Source organism: Brevundimonas sp. Br13 (assembly GCF_055391505.1).
Genome location: NZ_AP044008.1, coordinates 1,529,920 through 1,553,926, shown reverse-complemented (window position 1 = coordinate 1,553,926; position 24,007 = coordinate 1,529,920). Strand labels below are relative to the sequence as shown.

General features: G+C 67.0%; 29 protein-coding genes and 1 pseudogene. 16 read left to right on the top strand and 14 right to left on the bottom strand.

The annotated features are described in order from the left end of the window. The first annotated feature begins 81 nt into the window (after window positions 1-81). The 3 genes from ACZ5M6_RS07580 to ACZ5M6_RS07570 all read left to right on the top strand — a co-directional run bounded on the left by ACZ5M6_RS07580 (window position 82) and on the right by ACZ5M6_RS07570 (window position 4,322). The gene (locus ACZ5M6_RS07580; protein ID WP_464160060.1) at window positions 82-2,400 is read left to right on the top strand and encodes a TonB-dependent receptor; all 2,319 of its coding nucleotides are present in this window, start codon (window positions 82-84) and stop codon (window positions 2,398-2,400) included. A 165-nt stretch (window positions 2,401-2,565) separates the two neighbouring features. Further along, on the top strand, window positions 2,566-3,261 hold the full coding sequence (locus ACZ5M6_RS07575; RefSeq protein ID WP_152949828.1) for a response regulator: 696 nt from the start codon (window positions 2,566-2,568) through the stop codon (window positions 3,259-3,261). Then, window positions 3,252-4,322, top strand: a complete 1,071-nt coding sequence (locus tag ACZ5M6_RS07570; protein WP_054765215.1) for an ATP-binding protein — start codon at window positions 3,252-3,254, stop codon at window positions 4,320-4,322. The genes ACZ5M6_RS07575 and ACZ5M6_RS07570 overlap by 10 nt, the downstream gene beginning before the upstream one ends. Here ACZ5M6_RS07570 and ACZ5M6_RS07565 read toward each other — a convergent pair. After that, window positions 4,319-4,669 (bottom strand): VOC family protein, encoded by a 351-nt coding sequence (locus ACZ5M6_RS07565; RefSeq protein ID WP_054765214.1) that lies wholly within the window; start codon window positions 4,667-4,669, stop codon window positions 4,319-4,321. The two genes, ACZ5M6_RS07570 and ACZ5M6_RS07565, sit on opposite strands and share 4 nt — an antisense overlap. Before the next feature lie 54 nt (window positions 4,670-4,723). Next, on the bottom strand, window positions 4,724-5,425 hold the full coding sequence (locus ACZ5M6_RS07560; protein WP_464160059.1) for a helix-turn-helix transcriptional regulator: 702 nt from the start codon (window positions 5,423-5,425) through the stop codon (window positions 4,724-4,726). Between the two features lie 126 nt (window positions 5,426-5,551). On the opposite strand from ACZ5M6_RS07560, the pseudogene ACZ5M6_RS07555 reads away from it, so the two are divergent. Next, window positions 5,552-5,874, top strand: a pseudogene (locus ACZ5M6_RS07555) (RtcB family protein). Between the two features lie 41 nt (window positions 5,875-5,915). On the opposite strand, the gene ACZ5M6_RS07550 reads toward ACZ5M6_RS07555, so the two are convergent. Together ACZ5M6_RS07550 and ACZ5M6_RS07545 are read right to left on the bottom strand one after the other, a co-directional pair. Beyond that, window positions 5,916-6,536: a hypothetical protein gene (locus ACZ5M6_RS07550; RefSeq protein ID WP_336966492.1), complete on the bottom strand. Its 621-nt coding sequence runs from the start codon at window positions 6,534-6,536 to the stop codon at window positions 5,916-5,918. A gap of 96 nt (window positions 6,537-6,632) precedes the next feature. Next, on the bottom strand, window positions 6,633-7,127 hold the full coding sequence (locus ACZ5M6_RS07545; protein WP_054765210.1) for a winged helix-turn-helix transcriptional regulator: 495 nt from the start codon (window positions 7,125-7,127) through the stop codon (window positions 6,633-6,635). A 146-nt stretch (window positions 7,128-7,273) separates the two neighbouring features. Between ACZ5M6_RS07545 and ACZ5M6_RS07540 the strand changes: the two genes are divergently transcribed. Beyond that, window positions 7,274-8,131: an acyl-CoA thioesterase gene (locus ACZ5M6_RS07540; RefSeq protein ID WP_464160058.1), complete on the top strand. Its 858-nt coding sequence runs from the start codon at window positions 7,274-7,276 to the stop codon at window positions 8,129-8,131. 120 nt (window positions 8,132-8,251) lie between these two features. Then, window positions 8,252-8,527, top strand: a complete 276-nt coding sequence (locus tag ACZ5M6_RS07535) for a hypothetical protein (RefSeq protein ID WP_201463889.1) — start codon at window positions 8,252-8,254, stop codon at window positions 8,525-8,527. Here the strand turns inward: ACZ5M6_RS07535 and ACZ5M6_RS07530 are convergent, their stop codons facing one another. Genes ACZ5M6_RS07530 through queC form a run of 3 tightly spaced genes read right to left on the bottom strand, consistent with a single transcriptional unit; the run spans window position 8,528 to window position 10,238 of the window. After that, entirely contained in the window at window positions 8,528-8,896 is a 369-nt protein-coding gene (locus ACZ5M6_RS07530; protein WP_054765207.1) for a 6-pyruvoyl trahydropterin synthase family protein, read from the bottom strand. Continuing rightward, window positions 8,896-9,531 (bottom strand): 7-carboxy-7-deazaguanine synthase, encoded by a 636-nt coding sequence (queE, locus tag ACZ5M6_RS07525; protein WP_464160108.1) that lies wholly within the window; start codon window positions 9,529-9,531, stop codon window positions 8,896-8,898. Before queE ends, ACZ5M6_RS07530 begins: the two co-directional genes overlap by 1 nt. Next, entirely contained in the window at window positions 9,528-10,238 is a 711-nt protein-coding gene (gene queC / locus ACZ5M6_RS07520; protein ID WP_416358904.1) for a 7-cyano-7-deazaguanine synthase QueC, read from the bottom strand. The genes queE and queC overlap by 4 nt, the downstream gene beginning before the upstream one ends. A gap of 241 nt (window positions 10,239-10,479) precedes the next feature. Between queC and ACZ5M6_RS07515 the strand changes: the two genes are divergently transcribed. Next, window positions 10,480-12,111: a response regulator gene (locus ACZ5M6_RS07515; protein ID WP_054765204.1), complete on the top strand. Its 1,632-nt coding sequence runs from the start codon at window positions 10,480-10,482 to the stop codon at window positions 12,109-12,111. 4 nt (window positions 12,112-12,115) lie between these two features. On the opposite strand, the gene ACZ5M6_RS07510 is transcribed toward ACZ5M6_RS07515, so the two are convergent. Then, a complete protein-coding gene (locus ACZ5M6_RS07510; protein WP_464160057.1) occupies window positions 12,116-13,147 on the bottom strand; it encodes a ligase-associated DNA damage response exonuclease in 1,032 nt (343 codons plus the stop codon). A 79-nt stretch (window positions 13,148-13,226) separates the two neighbouring features. Between ACZ5M6_RS07510 and ACZ5M6_RS07505 the strand changes: the two genes are divergently transcribed. The 5 genes from ACZ5M6_RS07505 (at window position 13,227) to ACZ5M6_RS07485 (ending at window position 15,801) form a co-directional block, all read left to right on the top strand. Next, window positions 13,227-13,691 (top strand): PaaI family thioesterase, encoded by a 465-nt coding sequence (locus tag ACZ5M6_RS07505; protein ID WP_464160056.1) that lies wholly within the window; start codon window positions 13,227-13,229, stop codon window positions 13,689-13,691. Further along, window positions 13,688-14,080, top strand: a complete 393-nt coding sequence (locus ACZ5M6_RS07500) for a PaaI family thioesterase (RefSeq protein ID WP_464160055.1) — start codon at window positions 13,688-13,690, stop codon at window positions 14,078-14,080. Before ACZ5M6_RS07505 ends, ACZ5M6_RS07500 begins: the two co-directional genes overlap by 4 nt. A gap of 163 nt (window positions 14,081-14,243) precedes the next feature. Then, window positions 14,244-14,588 carry a hypothetical protein gene (locus tag ACZ5M6_RS07495; protein ID WP_054765200.1) on the top strand — a complete coding sequence of 115 codons (345 nt, stop codon included), beginning with the start codon at window positions 14,244-14,246 and terminating at the stop codon, window positions 14,586-14,588. Window positions 14,589-14,683: 95 nt separating this feature from the next. Continuing rightward, window positions 14,684-15,124, top strand: coding sequence for a hypothetical protein (locus ACZ5M6_RS07490; protein ID WP_464160054.1), 441 nt, complete (start codon window positions 14,684-14,686; stop codon window positions 15,122-15,124). Window positions 15,125-15,165: 41 nt separating this feature from the next. Next, window positions 15,166-15,801, top strand: coding sequence for a S24 family peptidase (locus ACZ5M6_RS07485; protein WP_464160053.1), 636 nt, complete (start codon window positions 15,166-15,168; stop codon window positions 15,799-15,801). Window positions 15,802-15,927: 126 nt separating this feature from the next. Here the strand turns inward: ACZ5M6_RS07485 and ACZ5M6_RS07480 are convergent, their stop codons facing one another. The 4 genes from ACZ5M6_RS07480 to ACZ5M6_RS07465 form a co-directional block, all read right to left on the bottom strand. Then, window positions 15,928-16,398 carry an SH3 domain-containing protein gene (locus tag ACZ5M6_RS07480; protein WP_054765197.1) on the bottom strand — a complete coding sequence of 157 codons (471 nt, stop codon included), beginning with the start codon at window positions 16,396-16,398 and terminating at the stop codon, window positions 15,928-15,930. An 87-nt stretch (window positions 16,399-16,485) separates the two neighbouring features. Next, window positions 16,486-16,863: a hypothetical protein gene (locus ACZ5M6_RS07475; protein WP_054765196.1), complete on the bottom strand. Its 378-nt coding sequence runs from the start codon at window positions 16,861-16,863 to the stop codon at window positions 16,486-16,488. A gap of 60 nt (window positions 16,864-16,923) precedes the next feature. Continuing rightward, window positions 16,924-18,597, bottom strand: a complete 1,674-nt coding sequence (locus tag ACZ5M6_RS07470) for a lysine--tRNA ligase (RefSeq protein ID WP_464160052.1) — start codon at window positions 18,595-18,597, stop codon at window positions 16,924-16,926. 39 nt (window positions 18,598-18,636) lie between these two features. After that, window positions 18,637-19,107 carry a hypothetical protein gene (locus ACZ5M6_RS07465; RefSeq protein WP_333897258.1) on the bottom strand — a complete coding sequence of 157 codons (471 nt, stop codon included), beginning with the start codon at window positions 19,105-19,107 and terminating at the stop codon, window positions 18,637-18,639. Window positions 19,108-19,209: 102 nt separating this feature from the next. On the opposite strand from ACZ5M6_RS07465, the gene ACZ5M6_RS07460 reads away from it, so the two are divergent. The 4 genes from ACZ5M6_RS07460 (at window position 19,210) to tgt (ending at window position 22,538) form a co-directional block, all read left to right on the top strand. Continuing rightward, the gene (locus ACZ5M6_RS07460; protein ID WP_054765193.1) at window positions 19,210-19,704 is read left to right on the top strand and encodes a DUF305 domain-containing protein; all 495 of its coding nucleotides are present in this window, start codon (window positions 19,210-19,212) and stop codon (window positions 19,702-19,704) included. Between the two features lie 34 nt (window positions 19,705-19,738). Beyond that, window positions 19,739-20,824, top strand: a complete 1,086-nt coding sequence (gene queA, locus ACZ5M6_RS07455; RefSeq protein WP_464160051.1) for a tRNA preQ1(34) S-adenosylmethionine ribosyltransferase-isomerase QueA — start codon at window positions 19,739-19,741, stop codon at window positions 20,822-20,824. 112 nt (window positions 20,825-20,936) lie between these two features. Then, the gene (locus tag ACZ5M6_RS07450) at window positions 20,937-21,422 is read left to right on the top strand and encodes a hypothetical protein (RefSeq protein ID WP_464160050.1); all 486 of its coding nucleotides are present in this window, start codon (window positions 20,937-20,939) and stop codon (window positions 21,420-21,422) included. Next, on the top strand, window positions 21,423-22,538 hold the full coding sequence (gene tgt / locus ACZ5M6_RS07445; protein ID WP_464160049.1) for a tRNA guanosine(34) transglycosylase Tgt: 1,116 nt from the start codon (window positions 21,423-21,425) through the stop codon (window positions 22,536-22,538). A 4-nt stretch (window positions 22,539-22,542) separates the two neighbouring features. On the opposite strand, the gene ACZ5M6_RS07440 is transcribed toward tgt, so the two are convergent. Together ACZ5M6_RS07440 and ACZ5M6_RS07435 are read right to left on the bottom strand one after the other, a co-directional pair. Next, on the bottom strand, window positions 22,543-23,088 hold the full coding sequence (locus tag ACZ5M6_RS07440) for a hypothetical protein (protein WP_054765190.1): 546 nt from the start codon (window positions 23,086-23,088) through the stop codon (window positions 22,543-22,545). A gap of 30 nt (window positions 23,089-23,118) precedes the next feature. After that, complete coding sequence (locus tag ACZ5M6_RS07435; RefSeq protein ID WP_464160048.1) at window positions 23,119-23,991, bottom strand: ROK family protein; 873 nt, start codon at window positions 23,989-23,991, stop codon at window positions 23,119-23,121. Window positions 23,992-24,007 lie beyond the last annotated feature (16 nt).

Below are 24,007 nucleotides of genomic sequence, written 5' to 3'. Positions count from 1 at the left end.
ATGCACAGCTGCGTTATATTTCTTTAAACTGATCATTGCAGTAATGCCCTAATCCCCGGCCTGACCAAGCAGGGGAAATAAATGCAACGTCAAAACAAACTCCGCCTCCAGCTTTTGCTGGGGACCGCGCTTCTCGCCGCGCCCGTTTCCGCCTTCGCCGGCAGCGATCCCGTCGCCGTCGATCCGACGCCGACCGGCCTGGCCGACATCGTCGTCACCGCCACCAAGCGTGAAACCAATCTGCAAGACACGCCGATCTCCATCTCGGTCATGGGTTCGGAATCGCTGGAAAACCGCCACGTTCAGAGCCTGATGGATCTGGCCGACGGCGCTGTGCCCAGCCTTCGCGTCGCCACCTTTGAAGCGCGCCAATCGGCCCTAACCATCGGCATTCGCGGCATTGTGCCGAACGACGCCAACCAACCCGCCCGTGAACAGGGCGTCGGCGTCTATGTCGACGGCGTCTATCTGGCGCGTCAGCACGGCCTCGCTTCCGCCCTGCTCGACATCGAACGGGTGGAAGTCCTGAAGGGGCCGCAAGGCACCCTGTTCGGCCGCAACACCGAAGGCGGCGCCCTGTCGCTGGTGACCAAGAAGCCCACGGGCGAGTTCGGCATGCGCGTCGTCGCCGGCGTCGGCAACCTGGACTCCTACAACTCCGAACTGCACGTCGATTTTCCGGCCCTGGGCGACTTCGCCTTCAAGGTGGACGGCGTGATCGCGGTTCAGGGGCCCGTCACCAAGAACATCCTGCCGGGCGAGACGGGCTTTGGCCAGTACGACCGCCGCGGTCTGCGCTTCCAGACCCGCTGGACCCCGGCCGAAAACTTCACCGCCGATCTGGCGGCCGACATCGGCAAGGACAAGAACACCCCGTTCTACAGCCAGCTGCTGAACTTCAACCCGAACGGCCTGACGGTCGTGCCGTGGACCTCGGCCACCGTGCCGAGCGGCTCGATCCGCGCCCTGTCGCCCCTGGTGCAGGTCGAAGGTTCGGAGCGCATGACGCAGGCCGACATCGGCGTGCCTCAGCAGTGGAGCGTCGATGACACGCGCGGGACGGATCTGCATCTGTCCTATCGCCCCAGCGACGCGCTGGAACTGCGTTCGATCACCGCCTATCGCGACCTGGACGTCGAGCAGTACGACAATATCGCCGGCGCCCACCGTCCGCCGGTGACCGGCCCGAATGGCAAGTTCTCGCGCTACTCCCTGGCCGGCTTCTGGCAGCACCAGTTCAGCCAGGAAGTCCAGGCGGTCGGTTCGCTGGGCGACAGCATCGACTATGTCGGCGGCGTCTTCTACTTCAAGGAAACCGTGTCGGACGATGCGGCCACGCCTTCGACGAACCAATGGAACGCCGACGGCACGGGCTACACCATCCTGGACCCCACCCCGACCATCCGCGGCTCCCGCTCGCTGGACCGCAAGTCGACGGCTCACGCCGAATCCAAGGCGGTCTATGGTCAGGCGACCTGGACCCCGGCCCAGCTGGACGCCCTGCACCTGACGGTCGGCGGCCGCTACACCTGGGATGACAAGGACGGCAAGCTGGAGATGGTGAACAACGCCCCGACCAATCTCAGCTTCAACACCTCGGTCGATCGTTTCGATCCGCTGGTCACCCTGGCCTATGACCTGACCGACAGCGTCAACGTCTACGGCAAATATTCGACCGGCTATCGGGCCGGCGGCGCCTCGTCGCGCTCGCTGACCTATCGCTCCTTCGATCCGGAAGAGGTGAAGGCCTATGAGCTGGGCCTGAAGAGCGACCTGTTCGACCGTCGGGTGCGGCTGAACGCGGCCGTCTATGCGATGGACCGCACCGACAGCCAGATCGACTTCAGCCTTGTCACCGTGATCGGCGCCTCGACCCGCAACACGCTGGAAACGATCAACGCCCCCGGCACCACCAAGATCCGGGGCCTGGAGTTGGAAGGCCAGTTCCGCGCCAACGACTATCTGACGCTGTCGGCCTCCTACGCCTATACGGATGCCAAGATCCCGGACACGGTGAACCCGTTCAACAATCAGGTGCAGAAGGTGTTCATCGCCTATACGCCTGAGAACGCCGCCAGCGTGGCCGCGGACTGGAACTCGCCCTTCATGGGCGCGACGCTGAAGGCTCACATCGACGCCAACTACGCCGACGCCAGCCACAGCTTCGACCAGTTCGAAATCAAGAACGACTCCTCGTTCCTGGTGAACGCCCGCATCGCGGTGGCCGACATCGCCACCCGTGAAGGCGGCCCCGATCTGGAAGTGGCCCTGTGGTCGCGCAACCTGCTGGACGAGACCTATGTCTACCGCCGCGACCCCTCGAACCGGGGCACGCTGGGCGACTACGGCAACTTCAACAACCCGCGCACTTTCGGCATCGAGCTGCGCGCCTCCTACTGACCGTCCTCCTCCCGGTCAGTTCGCCCCCTCCCGCCTGGCGCGGGAGGGGGTTCTCTTTTTTCAGATCGTCCAGATTTCGTGGAGAACGGATGAAGTTTATCCGAAGCCGTGCGGTTCCGCTGGACGTGCCGGGCGCGCGGCGCGATGGCGGAGGACGGAGGTTTCATGAGCAGTCTTGTCTTGATCGCCGACGACGAAGGCGAAATCGTCGAAATTCTGGACGCCTATATGCGTCGCGAGGGCTTTCGAACCGCGACCGCCTCGGACGGGCAGCAGGCGCTTGATCTCCATGCCTCTCTGAAGCCCGACATGGTGCTGCTGGACGTGCGCATGCCCAATCGCGACGGCTGGGACGTCCTGGGCGAACTGCGCCGGCGCGGAGAAACGCCGGTCATCATGGTCACGGCGCTGGACCAGGATCTGGACAAGCTTCAGGCGCTTCGGATCGGCGCTGACGACTATATCGTCAAGCCTTTCAAACCCGTCGAAGTCGTCGCGCGCGTCCACGCCATCCTCCGGCGCACCGTGGGCGCGCCCGACGCCAAGGTGCTGAGGGTCGGGCCGGTCGAGGTCCAGTTGGAGAACTATCTCGCCGCCGTGATCACGGCCGACGGACGTCGACGCCTGGACCTCACCCTGACCGAATTCAAAATGCTGGCCCATATGGCGCGGATTCCGTTGCGGGTCTTCACCCGCGCCGAAATCCTGGACGCCTGCTTCCCGAACCAGGACGTTCAGGAACGCACGATCGACAGCCATTTCAGCCATCTTCGACGCAAGCTGGAGGCCGCCGGCGCCGTCGGTCTGGTCGCCAATGTCCGGGGCGTCGGCTACCGGCTGGAGCCTGACGCTTGCCCCTGACCGACGGCATAGGGCGCAATGTGGCGGCTCGGATCGGCCTGGTCACCCTGACCGGCTTCATCCTCAGCGCGTTCTGCGCCTTCTTCGTCTATGCTTGGGTGTTTGAAAACCATCCCGGCGTGGTCGCCGCGCCGCATCACTGGAAGCCCCAGGCCGTCGACTATGCGGTCATCGTTGCAGCGGTCCTGACGGCGATCGGCCTGGCCGTCATGGCCGGCGCCCTGCTGGCTCGGCAGATCGTCCTTCCACTCGCGTCCCTGGCTATTACGGCCCAACGGATTTCAGAGGGCGACCTGACCGCTCGCGCCACCGTCGGCAAACGCGCCCTTCGCGAAACCGCCCAACTGGTCGAAGACTTCAACCGAATGGCGCAACGGCTTCAGGCGCACGCCGAGGAACGCATCGCCTGGAACGCCAAGATCGCCCACGAATTGCGCACCCCGGTCACCATTCTGAAGGGACGTCTGGAGGGCGTCGCCGACGGGGTGTTCCAGATCGACGATCACACCCTGACCAGTTTGAGGCGTCAGATCGAGGGCCTGGCGCGCATCGTCGAGGATCTGCGGGTGGTCAGCCTGGCCGAAAGCAACCACCTGGATCTCCAGCTTGAGGCGGTCGATCTGTCCCAAGAGATCGGCGCCCTGCGCGAAATCGTACAGCCCAGCCTGAGCGCCGCCGGTTTCGAAGCCCAGTGGCGCCTGGAGCCCGCCCTGGCCGTCTGCGATCCGACACGCCTCAGACAGGCCGCCCTGGCCCTGCTCGAAAACGCGCGGCGACACGCCGTTCCGGGTCCGCTGGTGATCCGCACGGCCACCTTCGGCGCCTTCGCCCGGATTTCGATCGAGGACAGCGGCCCCGGCATAGACGCCGATCGCGCCGCCCACATCTTTCACCCCTTCAAGCGCGACCCATCGGCCACGGGCTCGGGCCTGGGATTGGCGGTCGTCCGGGCGATCGCGGAGGCTCACGGCGGGCTCGCCCTTCACCGTAACACCGTCGCAGGCGGCTCCCTCTTCACCCTGGAGATTCCACGTCAGCCCGCGCGCCGACCCGCGGTCTAGCCGGCGGCGAAGACCCGGATGCGGTTGCCGTCGGGATCGCTCGCGACGAAGGCCCGCCCCTGACGGGTGTCCATCGGCGGCAAGACGATCCGCGCGCCGCGATCCCACCAGTCCATATGCAGTTCATCCACCACGGACGGCGCCTTCATGCGCAGTTCCAGGGCGTCTCCCGGTCGAGACGCCGGCTGTGCCGAACGCCACAGGCTCAGCGTCCGCCGGGTCGACAGAATGAAGACGGCGCGATCCGGTCCCGCTTCCAGCGGCGTTCGCCGCAGCAGCCGGGCGTAGAAGCGCGCCGCGGCCTCCGGGTCGGCGACGCTCAGTGGAATGTCTTCGATCTCGGTCATGCGCCCTCCGGTTTTTGCGAGAACAAACCTAGACCGCCCTGCTGCCAGTTCCTGTCAGCATGATCCTGCTTCCGCCCGTTTTTCCTGCGCCTCATGCCAGGTCTTCAGCAGGGCCTGACGCCGGGCGGGATAGCGGGCCTCCGTCACCTCCGCCTCGACGATCCGGTCGGTGCGGAAACTGCGGAAATCCTGTCGCAACTCGCACCAGGCCAGCAGCAGCCGCACCCGGTCGAAGAAGACCAGGGCGAAGGGCCAGACCACCCGTTCTGACGCCTTGCCCGCCTCGTCGCGGTAACACAGCCTCAGCCGCCGCTCGGTGCGGATCGCCTTTCTCAACAGGGCGGGATCGACCAGATCGGTCGGAAACGGCGCCCCCGGCACGACCAGCAGGGCCGAGGTCTCCATCTCGTCGCGCAGATCCGGGGGCAGGACCGCCGCGATCCGCGCCAGCGCCCCCAGGGCGGCGTCCCGCATCCGCGCATCGGCCCGGTCCGCCACCCAGCGCGAACCCAGCACCAGGGCCTCCACCTCCTCCGGCGTGAACATCAGCGGCGGCAGCAGATAGCCCGGCTTCAGCACATAGCCGACCCCCGGCTCCCCCTCGATCGTCGCCCCCTGCGCCTGTAGGCTGGCGATGTCGCGATACAGGGTGCGCAGACTGACACCCATCTCCTCGGCCAGCGCGCGACCGCTGGCCGGCCGGCGTCGTCGCCGCAGGGCGTTCAGAAGATCAAGCAGGCGTTCGGACCGGGACACGACGCGAGCCTAGCAGACCTGCTGACAGAAAGCGGCAGTATCAGGTTTTTCGGGATCAGGGGTTGCAACTACGTCTCGAAGGAGAAGCATTTCGGCAAGGACGTCTTCCTGACCCGCAAGGGGGCCGTGTCGGCCAAGGACGGCGAACTGGGCATCATCCCCGGCTCGATGGGGGCGAAGTCCTTCATCGTCCGGGGCAAGGGCAATGCGGATTCGTTCTGCACCTGCTCGCACGGCGCGGTCGGGCCATGAGCCGGGCCGAAGCCAAGCGCCGGTTCACGATCGAGGACCACGTCCGCGCCACCGAGGGCGTGGAATGCCGCAAGGACGCCGAGGTGATCGACGAAACCCCGATGGCCTATAAGGACATCGACGCGGTCATCGCGGCCCAGGCCGACCTGATCGAGGTCGTGCACACCCTGCGTCAGGTGGTGTGCGTCAAGGGATGACGGGAGCCGGTTTCACCGCAGGGTGGGGCCGGCTTTCGTCGTCAGGGCTCCGGGCGCCAGGTTACCCAGCGAGGCTCGCTAATGATGGGGGCGAAGGTGGGAGCCGGCGGATGCGGCAGACCATCATCCGCCCCTCGGAAAGTCACTGTCATCCAGTCCAACTGGGCCGTGTTTGTGTCTCCCGCAAAAATCTCAAGGATCGACAGACCCTCAGCCGGCCCAGGCCAAAATTGGCACCCCACAACGGCATTCAACTGATCAATGTGAAACCAGGACACATTGTCCGTTGCGGGTTTCGTCCAAGGCCAAGGTTGCGAACTTCTTATCGCAGTGACTCCGCCGGCGCCTGAATTGTAGCGGGAAACGACTTCCGCCTGCTCGAAATGTCGGCGTGCGGCGGCCTCCTGAGGACCGGCTCGATCAAGGAATTGTTCGATAGCGGCCAGCTCTAGTGTTGAAAATCCTGGACCTTGCTGGCTTTGAAGACGCGTTCTGGACCTCCAGCGAAAGTAGTTTCGAACAAACCTCTGCTGCCAAAACAGGAATCCCAAAGTCCAGCAGAACGCATAGAGGCCGAAAAACCAGGGAATGGCGGCGTTGCCGAAGGCGATCAGGACGCCGAAGCAACCACCGGCAAAGGTAAAGGCCGACAGGGCCAGCACGGTGTTCTGAACACGAGCCTTCCTGTTAGGACGCCGACTGAACTTGTCCAACCAAAGCCCCCTGTCCCGCTCTCAAACCCGTCCTCGACGGCCGCCCTAAGCCGCCTCATCATCCTTCGGCATCACATCCCCCACCGTCGGCCGGTTCTCCGCCCGCGTCAGCCGGATGTCCCTCGGCTTGACGATCTCGCCGCAGCAGCCGCAGGCGATGCGCGGGGTCAGGGTGGCGCCGCAGGTCGAGTGGACCATGTCGATGCCGCAGTCGGTCTCGCCATAGACGTGTTTGGCGCCCCAGCCGTGCAGGGTCACCAGAACCCCGTACAGATCCTTGCCCTTGGGCGTCAGCACATATTCGTTGCGCGGGGGCCGTTCGGAATAGGGGCGCGGCTCCAGCACCCCGTGCTGGACCAGGCTTTTTAGACGCGCGGCCAGGACGTTGCGCGCCACGCCCAGATTGTCCTGCCATTGCTCGAACCGGCTGACCCCGTTGAAGGCGTCGCGGATGACCAGCAGGGTCCACGGATCGCCGATCACCTCCAGGGTGGCGGCGATGGAGCAGCTTTGGCGGCTGTAGTCTGCGGTGCGTCCCATGCGACAAAAGTGACCCCGCGTCAGGCGGTTGGCAAGAGGGTTGCCAATCCGAACCGGCTCAGTCAGTCTTGTTTGACAACGGACCTGCAACCCCTCCAGAACGCAGCGCCTTCCGTCCCTTCTTCGCCTGACGCAGGATGGCGCCCATGGCCGATACGACCCACCCCATCTCCCTCGACGCCGCCCTGGCCTTCCACACCCTGGACGACGGCGGCCTTTCGGCGCCCGTTCCCGGTCATTTCTCCAACGGTCCGTCCGGCCTGCCGCCGGAGAAGGGCTTTCCCTTCGGCGGCCTGCTGGCGGCCCTGTGCGCCCAGGCGATGCGGCAGGGCCTGTCACTGACCGCGCCGCTGCGGACCCTGTCTGTCCAGTATCTGTCGGCGGCGCGGTTCGGCGAGCAGGTCGCCTTTCGTCCGCGCCTGCTGCGCGGCGGCCGCAATGTGATCTATGCGGCGGTCGAGGCCGAGCAGGACGGCCGCATGACCCATCACGCCACCGGAACCTACGGCTTGGACGGCGACACCCCGACGCTCGCCCCGCTTCATCGGCCTCCGCCCCCGCTGGACAGCCTGGACCCCGCCGCCACCATCCGGGGGCCGATGTCGCCCCATTTCGCCCAGCATGTCGAATACCGGTTCGACGGAGGGCCCAACATTCTGGGCGGCAATGCCGGCAAGCCGGTGATCGAACGCACCTGGATGCGGATGGCCGACCGCCGCCCGCTGGACGAGGTCGGGCTGTGCTATCTGCTGGACGCCCTCTATCCCCCGGCCTGGACCGCCTCCTCGACGCCGGCGCCCATGACCACCGTTGATCTGCGCATCGACATCCTGACCGACCCGACCCCCGAAACCGCGCCCGACGGCTGGGCCTTCTTCGAGTTCCGGATGCTGGACCTGGGCCTGGGCTGGACGGTGGACGAGGCGACCGCCTGGGGCGCCGACGGAACCCCGCTGGCGATCTCGCGCCAACGCCGCAAACTGCTCCCGCAACGGGCCGGCTGATCCCGACCACGGTCAGCCTGCGTTCATCATTATCAGGGACTATTCGAAATCTCTGGAGTAGGCTCCGGACGTCGCTGTCGTCGCCCCTATCCTCTCTTCCAAATCTCTGGTGTCTCACCCATGCGTCGCAGCCGTCTTATCGCCGCTTGTCAGACCGCCGTCGTCATGGGCGGAGCCTTGATGCTCCAGGGCTGCGTCGCCGGCGCCGTGGTCGGCGGAACCGCCGCCGTCGTGGGCGGCGCGGCCAAGGCCGGGGGCGCGGTCGTCGGCGCCGGCTTCGACGCCGTCACCACCTCGGACGAAGAAACCCGCGCCCGCCGCGAACGCGAACAGCGCGACTACGAACGCGAGCAACGCCGCTGCGAACAGCGCCAGAGGCAGGGCAAAAGCTGCTGACTACAGCGACAGCACGCACCGCTCGTTGATCGTCGGCCGCGCCACCTGCACCCGGCAAAGCCCCGGCCAGTCCGGCTTCAGGGTCTTGGCGAACCACAGGCACAGGTTTTCCAGGCTGGGCAGCTCCAGCCCCTCGTGCTCGTTCAGCATGCCGTGGTCCAGCTGCTCCGCCGCCGACTTCAGCGCCCGGTCCAGCGCCCCCAGGTCCGCGACCCAGTTGTGCTCGGCGTCCAGGGTCTCCGACCGGATCGTCGCCTCGACCGTAAAGGAGTGGCCGTGGACGCGACGATAGATGCTGCCCTCGGGTTCGTTGGGGAAGTGGTGGGCGGCGTCGAAGGTCGCCTGTTTGGTGATTTCGAAGACGGGCATTAGCGGACGCCGATGTACTTGTGGGTCTGGACGCTCAGGCGCCACTGGGGATGGGTTAGGCAGTATTCGATGGCGGCGGCGGTGTTCGCCGCCTGGTCGGGGCCGTCCATGGGCTGGAGCCAGAACCGTTCGAACGCCAGGTGTTCGAACCGCTCCGGCAGGGCCTTGGGCTGGGGATAGACCAGCTTCAGCTCCTGGCCCTTGATCTGGATCACGTCTGCGTCCGCCTTTGGGCTGACGCAGATCCAGTCGATCCCGTCGGGCGCCGCCAGGGTGCCGTTGGACTCGATGGCGATCTCGAAACCGCGCGCGTGAAGGGTCTGGATCAGCGGCGCATCCAGCTGCAGCAGGGGCTCTCCCCCGGTGCAGACCACCAGCTTCGGATCGCCTTCCCGCCCCCGCCACATCGCCGCGACCTGATCGGCCAGCCCGTCCGCGGTGGCGAACTTGCCCCCGCCGTCCCCGTCCACGCCGACAAAATCCGTATCGCAGAAGCTGCAGACGGCGCTCGCCCGATCCTGCTCGCGCCCGCTCCACAGATTGCAGCCGGCGAAGCGCAAAAAGACCGCCGGCCGGCCCGCCTGTCCGCCCTCGCCCTGGACCGTCAGAAACACTTCCTTGGCCGAATAGGTCACTTCGAAGCGACCCATTCCGCATGACCCGCCGCCCGCAGCTCGCACGCCGGGCATTGGCCGCAGCCATAGCCCCAGGCGTGGCGATGCGTCCGGTCGCCCTGGTAGCAGGTGTGGCTGTCCTCGATGATCAGCTCGACCAGCGGCGCCCCGCCGATCGTATGCGCCAGGTCCCAGGTCTGGGCCTTGGTCAGCCACATCAGCGGGGTCTCGATCACCACCGGCTTGTCCAGCCCCAGCGACAGGGCCCGCGCCATGGCCTCCATGGTCTCGTGGCGACAGTCGGGATAGCCGGAATAGTCCGTCTCGCACATGCCGCCGACCAGCACCTCCAGCCCGCGCCGATCCGCCAGGGCCGCAGCCGCCACGAGGAAGATCAGGTTGCGGCCGGGGACAAAGGTGGTCGGCAGGCCGCGCGCATCCATCTCGATCTTGCGGTCGGCGGTCAGGGCGCTTTCGGCGATCCGGCCGTATCCGGTCAGGTCTACCACATGATCGTCGCCCAGCCGGTCCGCCCATTGCGGCAGGGCCGTCTTCATCCCGGCGCGCACGGCCTGGCGCGCCTCCATCTCCACGACGTGCCGCTGGCCGTAGTCGAAGCCGACCGTCTCCACCCGCCCGAACCGCTCCAGCGCCCAGGCCAGACAGGTCGCGCTATCCTGCCCGCCGGAGAAGAGAACCAGGGCCGATGTCGTAGACTTTTCCAGGATGACGCTCATGACGAATCTGCGGTCGGCCGGTCGGCCGCGCGCATGCACAAAGGGATGAGGACCTCAGATGGGTCGGGCGGGCCTTCTACACCAGACCCGCCCCCGGCGCAAAATCCTGAAACAGCCGGCGCCCGCCCCTGAGATGACACCGAGGGTACAGGCCGAAACTTTCTGATCCGGCTTAACTAATCGGCAAGCGCTACTGGTGCATATGGGAGGCGAGTAAGGAGTTCCAGGCAGTATGCCGACGATTGAGACCCTTTCAGAACAACCCGAGCCGGTAGGTCCGTCCACGCTCGGCTGCGAGGTTTTCGCCCGGTTCGAGCGCGAACCGGACACTTTGGTCATACCTGTCGTAGAGAACGACCGCCCCCTGGGCCTGGTGGAACGCACCACCTTCATACAGAAGATCGCCGGCCGCTTCGGCCACGCCCTCTACGATCTGCGCCCGATCACCTTCGCCATGGACCCCGAGCCGGCGGTGGTGGAAGGCGACGCTGAAATCGACGCCTTCAGTGAAATCCTGCTGAGGGGCGGTCCCGCCGCCCTGCTGCGCGGTTTCATCGTGACGAAAAACGGCCGCTATCACGGCGTGGGCACGGCTGCGACCCTGCTCCGCAGCGCGACAGACCGCCAGCGGCGCCACGAGGCGGAGTTGGCCAACCAAGCTGCAGCCCTCAACGACACGCGCGCCCAGGCCCTCATCGCCGCCCGCGCCAAGAGCCAGTTCCTGGCCATCATGAGCCATGAGCTTCGCACCCCGATGAACGGCGTCTTGGCCGTCGCCGAACTGCTGCGCCGCCAGCCCTTGAGCACGACGGCCCAGGCCCATGTGCAGACCATCGTCGAATCGTCCGAAAACCTGCTGCGCATCCTTCAGGACGCCGTCGACCTGGCCAAGGCCGAGGCGGGAGAGCTGGAGTTGACCCCCGTCGCCACCCCGCTGCGGGCCGTGATGGACGACGTCCAATCCCTATGGGAGCCGCGCGCCTCCCAGGACGGCGTGACCCTGCTGGTCGGCTACGAAGGCGACACGGAGCTGGCCGCCGTCATCGACGGAGTCCGCCTGAAGCAGGTGTTCAACAATCTGATCGGCAATGCGCTGAAATTCGCGCGCAATGGGGTGGTCGAGGCCGGGCTGAAGGCCTGGGTCGACGGCGACCAGGTGCGGATGGAGGCCCGGGTTCGCGACGACGGCCCCGGCGTCGACGCCGACCGTGTGGATTCCATCTTCGAACCCTTCGTCCACGGCTCGGGCCCGGACGGCGCCGGACTGGGCCTGTCCATCTGCCGCCAGGTCATCGAGCGTATGGGCGGTCGAATCTGGGCCGAGAACAACAAGGGTCGGGGCGCAACCTTCGCCTTCGACATCACCGCGCGCCGCGCCGCAGCGGTCGTCGAGCCCGCCTCCAATGTCTCGAGCCTGCCGGAACTCGATCTGAAGTCCGCGCCCCACGTGCTGATCGTCGATGACAACGCCACCAACCGCGTCGTGGCCCAGGCCTTGTGCGAAATGTTCGGCTGCAGTTCCGAACTGGCGGAGGACGGGCTGGAGGCGGTCCAGGCGGTTCAGGAAGGTCGCTATGATCTGATCCTGATGGACATCAAAATGCCGCGCATGGACGGGGTCCAGGCGACCCAGGCCATCCGCGCCCTGGGCGGCGAGGTGGGACGCACCCCCATCGTCGCCCTGACGGCCAACGCCGATCCCGAAGACGCCAAACACTATCTGTCCGTCGGCATGGCCGCCGTGGTGGAAAAGCCGATCAAGCCCGAGCGCCTGCGCATGGCGATGAACGCGGCCCTCGTCGAGAACAAGGGCGAGGACGAGACGCAGACGTCGGCGCCGGCCCCTCGCCGGGCGCGGCGCTGATCGCTCAGTCCGGCCGGACCTCCAGCGTCTCTTCATCCTCCTCGTCATAGCCGACCAGGCGCAGCGCGCGCGCCTTCTGGCCGTTCAGTTCGGCCCAGCGCAGAAGCCCCTCCTCCCGGCCATGGGTGATCCAGACCTCGTCGGGTTTCAGCTCCTCGAAGGTCGTGACCAGTTCCTCCCAGTCGGCATGGTCGGAGATGACCAAGGGCAGCTCCACCCCCTTCTGGCGGGCCCGCGCCCTTACCCCCATCCAGCCCGAGGCGAAGGCCACGACCGGATCGGCGAACCGCCGGGACCAGCGATCCTGCACGGCCGACGGCGGCGCGACCACCACCTCGCCTCCCAGCGCCCCCTTTGGGAGATCGCGCGTCGGCAGGATCGGCCCCAGATCGACGCCCTCGCGCTCATAGAGCGCGTTCAGCCGCTCCATGGCGCCGTGCACATAGATGGGTCGGTCCCAGCCCGCCTCACGCAGCGTGCGTATGATCCTCTGGGCCTTTCCCAAGGCGTAGGCGCCGACCAGATGGGCTCGGTCAGGAAACTGCGCCAGCGACCGAACCAGCCGGCCGATCTCATCCTTGGCCGGCGGATGGCGGAATACAGGCAGGCCGAAGGTCGCCTCAGAGATGAAGACGTGACAAGGCACGGGTTCGAACGCCGGACAGGTCGGATCGCGCCGCCGCTTGTAATCGCCCGACACGACCATGGTCAGACCCTTCCAGCGCACCTCGACCTGGGCGGATCCCAGGACATGGCCTGCCGGAAACAGCCGCAGCTCGACCCCGTTGATCGCGGCCCTCTCTGCGTATTCGACCGCCTGCTCCCGCGCCGTAAAGGCGTCGCCGTAGCGTTCGGTCATGACGGCCAGGGTCTGGCGCGTCGCGAGCACGGCGCCGTGCCCCGCCCGCGCATGATCGGAATGGCCGTGGGTGATCACGGCCCGATCCACCGGACGCACCGGATCGACGTAGAAGTCGCCGGGCGGGCAATAGAGGCCGGCCGGGGTCGGATGCAGCAGATCTTCGGGGCGGATCATGGGGGCGTAACGCTCTCGACGCCGTCGGGTCGCCCCGTCATACAGAAGACTGTCACCGACTCCACGGACGCCCTTTCGCATGCACGACAGTTTCGTCGACGCCATCCTGCCACAACTTGCGGCGGGCGCCGCCCACACCGGCGCGCTGGGCTTTGTCTTCGACGGGCTTCATGACGGCGCGCCGCGCATTCGGGTTCCCTGGCGGCCCGACCTGGTCGGCGATCCTGACACGGGCGTGCTGGCCGGTGGACTGGTGACGACCTTGCTGGACCATATCGGCGGCCTGGCCGTCTGGACCGCCATGGACGCCTTCCACCCGATCGCCACCCTGGATCTGAGGGTCGACTATATGCGCGCGGCCCGGCCGGGCGCGGACCTTTTGGCCCAAGCCAGCTGCTATCGTCTGACCCCCACGATCGCCTTCGTGCGCGGCTGGGCGTTCGAGGATGACCCCGCCGATCCCGTCGCAGCGGCCCAGTCCGCCTATGTATTCAATCGCGAGCGCAACCCCAAGGCGGCGACCACAGGAGACGTCGGCGCATGAGCGACCTTCTGGATCGGCTTCCCTACGCCCGTTTTCTGAACCTCCACACCCAGATGAACGGCGACGAGGTCACGGTGGTCATGCCCTTTGCCGACCGGCTGATCGGAAATCCCATGCTGCCGGCCCTGCACGGGGGCTCCACCGCCGCCCTGTTGGAAATGACGGCCATCGCCCAGGTCGCCCTGGCGTTTCCGAGTTCGCGCCTGCCGCGGCCCATCAACGTCACCGTCGCCTATCTGCGGGCGGGCCGGCCGGTCGACGTTTTCGCCAGGGCCGAGATCAGCCGCGCCGGCCGGCGGATCGCTCACGTCCAGGCCGAGGCGTGGCAAGAGAGCCGAAGCCGCCCCATCGCCTCGCTGACCGCTCACTTCCTGCTGGACGATTCATAGAATATACAAGGGTTTATGTGAGCCCAAGCAGGACCGAACGACGCTCGCGCCGCGACGGCCTGGGTCTGGCCCCGCGCAACAATTAGGTTAACAACAATCTACCACGAATGGTTAAGCCGTGTTAGGGTTCACCCATTGTAAACCTTGTTTGAGGGGCTTCCCTATGGACCGCACTGAAGTCATCGCCGGCGTGGCTGCTGATCTGCACGCCACGGAACACGCTATCGACGCCGCCATCGCTCAAGCGACGACGCTGGTTCAATCCTTCATCAGCGCGCGCGCTGACCTCTCGCTGTCGCCGGTCGCCGCCACGGCCTCGCAAGCCAAGGCCATGGAAACCATCGCCGCCCTCGCCGCCGCGCGGGAATCCATCGTGGCGTGCCACGGCGAGTTGCAGAAGGACCACCGTCGCCTCGGCTTCGGAACCTACGCCGCCGGCCCGATCGGCAAGCCGGACGACTGGCTTGACCCGAAGGACACGCGCAATCATCTCCGCTCGGTTGCATGAAATTAAGTTAAGGTTAGGCCTCATTATCACTTAACCTAACATCGCCTACAGTCGCCCCCTCGCGTAAACGCTTGGGGGCGACAACTATGGTAAACATGATGTACGCCGTCATAGGCGCCGTCTTCATGGTTACGATGGCGCTTTTTGCGCTGCTCAAGGGCGGAAATACTGAAAAGGCGGGCGCCAGCGCATACCTGATGGCGTGGTTTGCTTCGCTTGTCGTCCAACAGGAATCGCCCCGCGCCGATCAGGCTCCCCACGGCGTCTTCTTCATCGACCTGATCCTGCTGGCCGTGTTTGCCGTTCTCGCTTTGAGATCAAACCGCGCCTGGCCCATATGGGCCGGAGCCATCCAACTTCTTACAGTCCTGTGCCATCTCATCCTGCTGATGAACGGCCGGACGCCGGTCAGCGCGCTGTTCACCATCATGAACCTGAACGGCTACCTCATCATCATCTGCCTGACCGTCGGCACCTTCTGGGTCTGGCAGGAACGAAAGGCGGCGACCGAGCATCAGCTAGGTAGAAATTCCTAAGCTCTCACTCTAGGCTGGGCCGACTCATTGTCGGGAACGCCATGCCTCTGTCCCACGCCAAACTATGGAAGGCCGTCGACGCCCTGGCGCGGCGCGAGGGCCTGTCGCCGTCGGGGTTGGCGCGGCGGGCCGGGCTGGACGCCACCAGTTTCAATCCGTCCAAGCGGTTCAGCGCCGGGGATCCGCCGCGGCCCCGCTGGCCCTCGACCGAGAGCCTGACCCTGATTCTTCAGGCGGCCGGCGTATCCCTCGCCGATTTCGCCGCCTTGGCCGACGACGCGCCCGCCACCCCGTCGACCGTGCCCCTGCTCGGCCTGGCCCGCGCGGGCCTGGACGGCTTCTTCGACGAGGCGGGCCTGCCGACCGGCGAGGGCTGGGACCAGACCGAACTGCCGCAGGTCAATCCCACCACCTTCAGCCTGCGGATCAGCGGGGATTCCATGGCGCCCCTGTACCGCGAGGGCGACCGGGTGATCGTCGACCGGGGCGACCCAGCCGTGCGGCGCGGCGACCGGGTCGTGGCGCGTCTGACCTCGGGCGAGGTGGTGGCCAAGGAGCTGACGGCGCTGAACGCCCGCAGCGCCACCCTGTCCTCGATCAATCCCGACTATCCGCCGCGGGTGGTGCCCCGGCGCGACATCGAATGGATGGCCCGCATCCTCTGGGTCAGCCAATAAAAGACCCCGCCCGGCGAACCGGACGGGGTCTGGGCTCAAACGGCGAACCGCGAGCCTGGCGACCGTTCCAGCGGGATCGACGGGGGGAGGAACGACCCCGCTGGCGCGGTCTTTCGGGGCGCGACCTCAGCGGGTCACATAGTTGGCGTTCACCCAGCCGCCGCCGGCGATCTGGATCCAGTCGCCCTGGCGAGCGACGGCGGTGAAGGGCTGGCCGGCCGCCAGGCTGCCCGACTGACGGAAGCCGGTGCCGGGGCCGCTGCGGATCCGCAGAGTGGTTCCGGCGCGATAGGTGTTGGCGTTGGCCTCGGCTGCGACGCGGGCGCGCTGCTGGTTGCAGCCGATATAGGAGCCGGCCGCCGCGCCGGCGCCGGCGCCGACGATGGTCCCGGCCGTGCGCTCGTTACGCGCCAGGTTCGAGCCGACCACCCCGCCGACGACTGCGCCGATCAGGGCGCCCGCGCGCTGGCGACCGCCGGGGGCGTCGCAGTTGGTCACGCCGTTGGCCTGGGCCTGGGCGGCCATGGGGGCTGCGGTTACCAGGGCGGCCAGAGCCGCAGCCGTGGCCAGACCCGTCTTCAGAAACTTGCTCGACATATTCATCTCCTGTCATCGGGTTTGCCGATGAGGGGAGAATGCCGAGCTGAACCTGAAGGCTCCCGGAGCTTCGCCGTTATTTTCCGTTCATCTTAAGGGACGCTCGGCGCGTCGGCGTTCGATCAACCGCCGCGCGGCCTCGACGTCGCGCTCGACCAAGTGTTTGCGGCGCAGAAATTGGAAGTCCATCACCCGGGCCCACAGGTGCAGCAGCCGGTCCTGAGTGACGAAAACGGTCAGCGCCTCGACCGTGGGCGGTGCGCCCCAGGCCTGGGCCAGTTTCGACAGATGGTCCACCGTCGCATCGTCGGGCAGGGGCTGGCATTCGACGATCCAGTCCCAGCTGCACAGCTCCGGCCGCGCCTTGATCAGCGCCAATGTCGCCGTCAGCACCTTGTCTGCGGACCCGGCCGAAACCAGGTCCATCCACAAGATCCGCGCCTGTTCGTCGATCTCGTACTGCACGTCGCCTCCCCGGCCACGTCGCCATACAAGCCCTTCGCGGTTAAGAAATATTACCTTGCGTCAAGCCTGCGCCAGTTCGCCGCGCGCGCCCTTTTTGATCAGGTCGATCGTCTGCGGCAGGCCGTAGATGGCCGCAAAGGAGCCGAAACGCGGTCCCTGGCTGGCGCCCAGCAGCACTTCGTACAGCGCCCCAAACCAGGCTCGGAGCGGCTCGAACTCATGCGCCTTGCCTGCTGCATAGACCTCGTTCTGGATCAGCTCGCCGTCGGTCGTGTCCGCCGGCAGGGCCTTCAGCCGCTCCGCCAGGTCCTCCAGCGCCGCCTTCTCCTTGTCGTCCGGCAGGCGGTACGACTTCGAGGGCTTCACGAAGTCCTCGTAATAGTTCAGCGCGTGGTCCATCAGCCGGTCCAGAAGCGGCTCGTTCTCCGGCGTGGCCTCGGGCAGATATTTGGCGAAATAGGCCCACAGCTGCGCCTTGGTCGAGGCGTTCGCCACCCCCACCAGGTTCAGCAGCAGGGCGAAGGACACCGGCGAGGTATGGGTCGGCGGATCGCCCGCATGGATCGACCAGACCGCATTGTCGATCCGCTTGGCCGGCTCCTGGGTCTTGTAGCTTTCGATGAAGGCCAGATAGTCGTCGATGGCGCGCGGAATGACGTTGAAGTGCAGGCTCTTGGCCGACTTCGGCGACTGGAACATGTACCAGCTCAGGCTCTCCGGCGTGCCGTAGCGCAGCCATTCCTCCATCGTCAGGCCGTTGCCCTTGGACTTCGAAATCTTCTTGCCCTCGATGTCCAGGAAGAGCTCGTAGTTGAAGCCTTCCGGCGGCGTCCCGCCCAGGGCGCGACAGATCTTGCCGCTCTCGCGCACGCTCTCGATCAGATCCTTGCCCGACATCTCGTAATCGACGTCCAGGGCGGTCCAGCGCATGGCCCAGTCCGGCTTCCACTGCAGCTTCACATGGCCGCCCGTGACCGGCAGCTCGGTGCGCCCGCCCGCGGGATCGTCGAAGACGATGGTCCCCTTTTCGACGTTCCGCTCAAGCGTCGGGACCTGCAGCACATGGCCCGTAATCGGGCTGACCGGCAGGAAGGGCGAATAGGTCGCCCGCCGCTCTTCGCCCAGGGTCGGCAACATGATGGCCATGACCGCGTCGAACCGCTCCAGCAGGGTCAGAAGCGTCGCGTCGAAGGCGCCGGACCTGTAGGTCTCGGTCGAGCTCATGAACTCGTAGTCGAAGCCGAACGAGTCCAGGAACGCCCGCAGCCGCGCGTTGTTGTGCGCCCCGAAACTGTCGTGCGTGCCGAACGGATCGCGCACCCGCGTCAGCGACAGGTTCAGGTCCTCGCGCAGCATCTCGGGGTTCGGCACCCCTTCCGGCACCTTCCTGAGGCCGTCCATATCGTCCGAAAACGCGACCAGCCGCGTGGCCCAGTGGTCGCCGGTCAGGGCGCGGAAAGCGTTGCGCACCATGGTGGTCCGCGCCACCTCGCCGAAGGTGCCCATGTGCGGCAGGCCCGAGGGCCCGTATCCGGTCTCCAGCAGCACCGGCTTCTGCAGGGCCTCGAACTTCGCCAGGGCCTCGTCGGCCTTGCCCGCGTCGATCAGCGCCCGCGCCTCGGCCCGCTCGCTCTCGCCCAGCCGTTTCTTCAGCACATGGGCCAGCAGATTACGGGCTTGTTCGAACGGCCAGGACTTGGCCTCGCGGGCGAGGGTTTCGAGGTTCTGAAGCATGGCGGCGGTTTGACTTGTCCCGCCCCCCGGGTCAACGGCTCAACGACGTCGGCCGGTCGCCATCGCCACCACCGCCGCCCCGGCCGCCACGATGAGGGCATCCTCGATCAGACCGCTCTTCGTCTGCCCGATCCGCGCCATCGCCTTTTTCCGCCCGGCCAGCCCCAGATAGGCCAGCGGAACCGCCGTCCCCACCGCAAGCGCCGCGCCGAGCTTCTCGCGCCCGCGCGGCGCCAGGGCCGAGCCCGCGATCCCCGCGCTCATCACCCGCGCCAGCAGGCCCAGGAAGACCGTCCGGTCCGGCGCCGACTTCATCTTGTCGCCGAACAGCTCGCCTGCGCCCATGGCCAGACCGCCGAACTTGAACAGCGGATGATCCAGCAGCAGCAACCGCCCCGGCGTCTTCCGGTGCGCCAGCCGGGCCCCGGCTATGGCCGCCATGGGCGTCATGGACCGGGCGCTGGCGACGGCGCCGATGAGGACGGAGGGGACAAGGGCGAGGGCTTTCATCTCCGCTGAACACGCGCCGGATCGGAAGGTTCAGCCGGATCATTCCCGCCTCGACCGCATTCCTCCTCAGCGACACCCGCCGAGGCCGCCCATGAGGTTCCCGTGAGCTATCGCCGCTTCGCCGCCATGATCGGGGTCTCCACCCTCGTCATGTACGGCCTGATGTATCTGAACACCTATCAGATCGACCACGTCCGTTTCAGCGAGACGCGGCTCTACATGGCCCTGCTGATGGGGGCGGTCATGGCCGCCATCATGATGGGCTTCATGTGGTCGATGTACGAAAGGCCGCGGATCAAACAGATGATCCTCGCCGGCGCCGTCGTCGTCTTCGCCGGCTCCCTGTGGCTGGTCCGCAGCCAGGCCACCGTCGGCGATGTCGCCTATATGAAGGCCATGATCCCGCACCACTCCATCGCCATCATGACCAGCGAACGCGCCCATATCCGCGATCCTCGCGTCCGCGAACTGGCGGACGAGATCATCGAGGCCCAGGTGCGCGAGATCGATGAGATGAACGATCTGGTCGCCGATCTGTCCCGGAATCCCCCGCCCCGCGACGCGCCTGACCTGCCGGCCCGCTCTCCCGCCCCTTGACCCCCCGCCCCCGGCGTGGCCTGTGCGCCGCCTGATGAAGACCGCCGATTTCGACTTCGACCTGCCCGAGGACCGCATCGCCCTGCGGCCCGCCGATCCACGCGATTCCGCCCGCCTGCTGGTGGTGAAGGACGGCGCCCTGGACGACCGGATCATCCGCGACCTGCCCGACTTTCTTCAGCCGGGCGACGCCCTGGTCTTCAACGACACCCGCGTCATCCCCGCCCGCCTGTCCGGCGTCCGCACCCGTCCCGGCCCCGAGGGAGAGACCCTGACCGTCGCCGTCGAGGCCACGCTTCACCATCGCGACGCCCCCGACGTCTGGTCCGCCTTCATGAAGCCCGGCAAGCGGATCAAGCCGGGCGACCGCATTCGCTTCGGACAGGGAGCCGACGCCGCCTGTGACCTGGGCCGTCTCGACGCCACGGTCACGGCCAAGGGCGACGACGGCCTGATCACCCTGAAGTTCGACCTGTCCGGCCCGGCCCTGGACGAGGCGATCCGCGCCGTCGGGGTCATGCCCCTGCCCCCCTATATCGCCGCCAAACGGCCCGAGGACGACCGCGACCGCTCGGACTATCAGACCGTCTTCGCCGAACACGACGGCTCGGTCGCCGCCCCCTCGGCCGGCCTGCACTTCACGCCTGCCCTCCTTGACGCCATCCGCGCCCGGGGCGTCTCGACCCACGCCGTCACCCTGCACGTCGGCGCCGGCACCTTCCTGCCGGTCAAGGTCGAGGACGTCGCCGAACACCGGATGCACAGCGAATGGGGCGAGGTCTCGCCCGAGACCGCCGCCGCCCTGAACGCCGTCCATGCGAACGGCGGCCGCATCGTCTGCGTCGGCACCACCTCGCTGCGCCTGCTGGAATCCGCTGCGACCGAGACCGGCGAAATCCGCCCCTTCCACGGCGACACCGCCATCTTCATCACCCCCGGCTACCGTTTCCGCGCCGTCGATGTGCTGATGACCAACTTCCACCTGCCCAAATCCACCCTCTTCATGCTGGTCAGCGCCTTCGCCGGCCAGGAGACGATGAAGGCCGCCTACGCCCACGCCGTCGACACCGGCTACCGCTTCTACTCCTACGGCGACGGCTCCTTGCTGTTCCGGGCCTGAAAACCCTCCGCCGCCGACGCGAACCTTCTGCTGAGGCGGATCGAACCGCTTGTCCTGTGGCCTTCCGGCGCGCGAACGCTTAAATGCCGTCCTCTGACGAAAGAGACTCCCCGTGACGCCTGACGACGCCGAGCTTGACCTGCCGCAAGATCTCCGCGACGGCCTGATCGCCGTCGGAGAGGCCGCGCGCGACCTGGACCAGCCCTGGTGGATTTTCGGCGGGGCGGCGATGGCGCTTTACGGCCTGACCGACATCCATGTGCCGGACATCGACGTCCTGTGCGCCCCGCGCGACGCCCGCGCCCTGCTTGCCGCCTTGGGCGGCCAGATCGTGCCTGACCCCGGCGAGGGCCTGTTCCGCTCCGCCGTCTTCGGCCGCGCCCATGATCAGTCGATCCTGATCGAGGTCATGGCCGGGCTGGAGGTGCGTGACGGCGGCGACTGGGCGGACGTCCAGTTCGGGTCGCGTCGGCCGGTGTTTATCGACGACACCCCCCTGTTCGTCCCCGACATCCAGGACCACATCGCCCTGTACCGCCTTTTCGGCCGTCCCAAGGATCTGGCGCGCGTCGAACAGCTTGAACGACTGATCGCCTGAATGCCCTTTCCTTTTGACATTGCGGCCGTCGAAGGCCGCGCGCGCACCGGCGTGCTGAAAACCGCCCGCGGCGAGATCCGCACCCCCGCCTTCATGCCGGTCGGCACCGCCGCCACGGTCAAGGCCCTGACGGTGGACCAGGTCAAGGCGACCGGCGCCGACATCATCCTGGGCAACACCTATCACCTGATGCTGCGCCCCGGCCCGGAGCGGATGGAGCGTCTGGGCGGCCTTCACAAATTCATGGGTTGGGACAGGCCGATCCTGACCGACAGCGGCGGTTTCCAGGTCATGTCCCTGGCCGGCATATCGAAGGTCAAGGAGGAGGCCGTGACCTTCTCCTCCCACATCGACGGCTCCAAACACGTCCTGACCCCCGAACGCTCGATCGAGATTCAAGCCGACCGGATCGGCGCCGACATTTCGATGCAGTTGGACCAGTGCGTCGCCTATCCGGCCGAGAAGGACGCGGCGCGAAAGGCCATGGAGCTGTCGATCCGCTGGGGCGCCCGCTCCAAGGCCCGGTTCGGCGAGCGGGAAAACCAGGCCCTGTTCGGCATCCAGCAGGGCTCGACCTTTGAGGATCTGCGCCGCCAGTCGTCCGAACAGCTTCAGGAGATCGGCTTCGACGGCTACGCCATCGGCGGTCTCGCCGTCGGCGAAGGCCACCAGGCCATGTGCGAGGTGCTGGACTACGCGCCCGAAATGCTGCCTGCCGACCGGCCGCGCTATCTGATGGGGGTCGGCAAGCCGGTCGATCTGGTCGAGGCGGTCTGGCGCGGGGTCGACATGTTCGACTGCGTCCTGCCCACCCGCGCCGGCCGTCACGGCCAGGCCTGGACCTGGGACGGCCCCTTGAACCTGAAAAACGCCCGCTTCGCCGAGGATCAGGATCCGCTGGACCCCACCATCCCCTGTCCCGCCTCCTCCGCCTATTCGAAGGCCTATCTGCACCACCTGATCCGCGCCGACGAAATCCTCGGCAAGGTCCTGCTCAGCTGGCACAATATCGCCTTCTACCAGGCTCTGACCGCCGCCATGCGCGCCGCCATCGCCGAAGGCCGCTTCGAAGCCTTCCGCCGCGACTTCCACGCGCGGCACGTGTCGAACGGATAAGCTCCTACCGTCTCGGGCGGAACCAGCTCGGCGCCGCCGGCGGGGCGCAGTTCCTCTGCATGCCGATCCCCTTCAGAAAGGCGCGCCGCATCCGCCCCGCCTGTATGGCCGACTGCACATGGCGGCTGTGCTGTTCCGCCCCGCTCAGTCGACGAATCCAGCTGCGGCCCGGAATAAAGTCGGTCGTCGTGCCGCGAATGGCGTCCAGCGTCGCCTTGGCCGCCGCATCGGCCGCCTGTTCGCTGCGATAGGAGCCGTCCTGGCGCGGCGGCTCGTCCGTGTCGGGCCCCAGGGCCTCGTCCAGCCGCGCCACCTCGGCGCCGATGGTGGTGCACTGGTTCAGATTGCGCAGATCATAGGGATTGGCCTCGGCCTGCAGGAGGACCGTCGGAATCAGCTGGCGACGCAGATTGAAGTCCTCCAGCGGCGCGGTGACCGCGTCTCCCAGACCCGCCCCCACCTGCTCGGCCCCGCTCATGGCGGAACGACCGGCGTTGCAGCCGGCCAGCACGAGAAGGGCGGCGAGGACAGGCCACTGGATCAGCTTCATGCGGCCCTTAGACCACGGATGCCGCTCCGATCAAAACCCCTGGATGGATTCCCGCGCCATCAGCATGGCCCCATCCAGCCCGGCGTGTCCGCGCTCGGCCGCAACCAGATAGCCGCCCTCGCCCATCACGAGCGCCGCGCCATAGCCGTTGACCCAGCGCCGCGCCGCCGCCTCGACCTCGGCGATCAGGCCGGACGTCGACATCACGCCGCCGCCCATGACGATCCGGTCGGGCGCCCAGGCGAAAACCAAGCCGGCGATCATCTGGCCCAGATAGTCCGTGACCACGGCCCGAACCGCATCCACTTCTTCCAGCCGACGCCCCGCCAGCCGCACCTGCACCGCCGGTCCCGCCGCCAGCCCCTCCACACAGTCAGCATGAAAAGGGCAGGCGCTGACCTGGGCGTCGCCCGCGAGGCGCTGGACGAACAGATGGCCGATCTCGGGATGAAGTGCGCCTTTCAGGGTCTGGCCGTCCACACACAGCCCGCCGCCGATCCCGGTGCCGACGGTGACATAGGCCACAGCCCGCGCCCCGCGCCCCGCGCCCAGTCGCGCCTCCGCGACGGCGGCGGCGTTGACGTCGGTGTCCACGACGAAAGGGGTGTTCAGCCGCTCCGCCAGGGTCTTCGCCAGATTGAACCCGGTCCAGCCCGGCTTGGGCGTCGCCAGCATCAGGCCGCGATCCTGCGAGGCCGGATCGACCACCAGGGGGCCAAAACTGGCCACGCCCAGTCCCGCGACCGCCCTGTCGCCCGTCGCGGCGATCAGGGCCTCGACCGCCGCCTCGGGCGCGCCAGTCGCAAACCGTCCCTGATCCAGCACCGCGCCGGCCGCATCCTCGACCCGCCACACGATCTTGGTCCCGCCGGTTTCGACGGCGAAGAAGACGGGCTGGGACATGGGGAGGCTCCTCCGA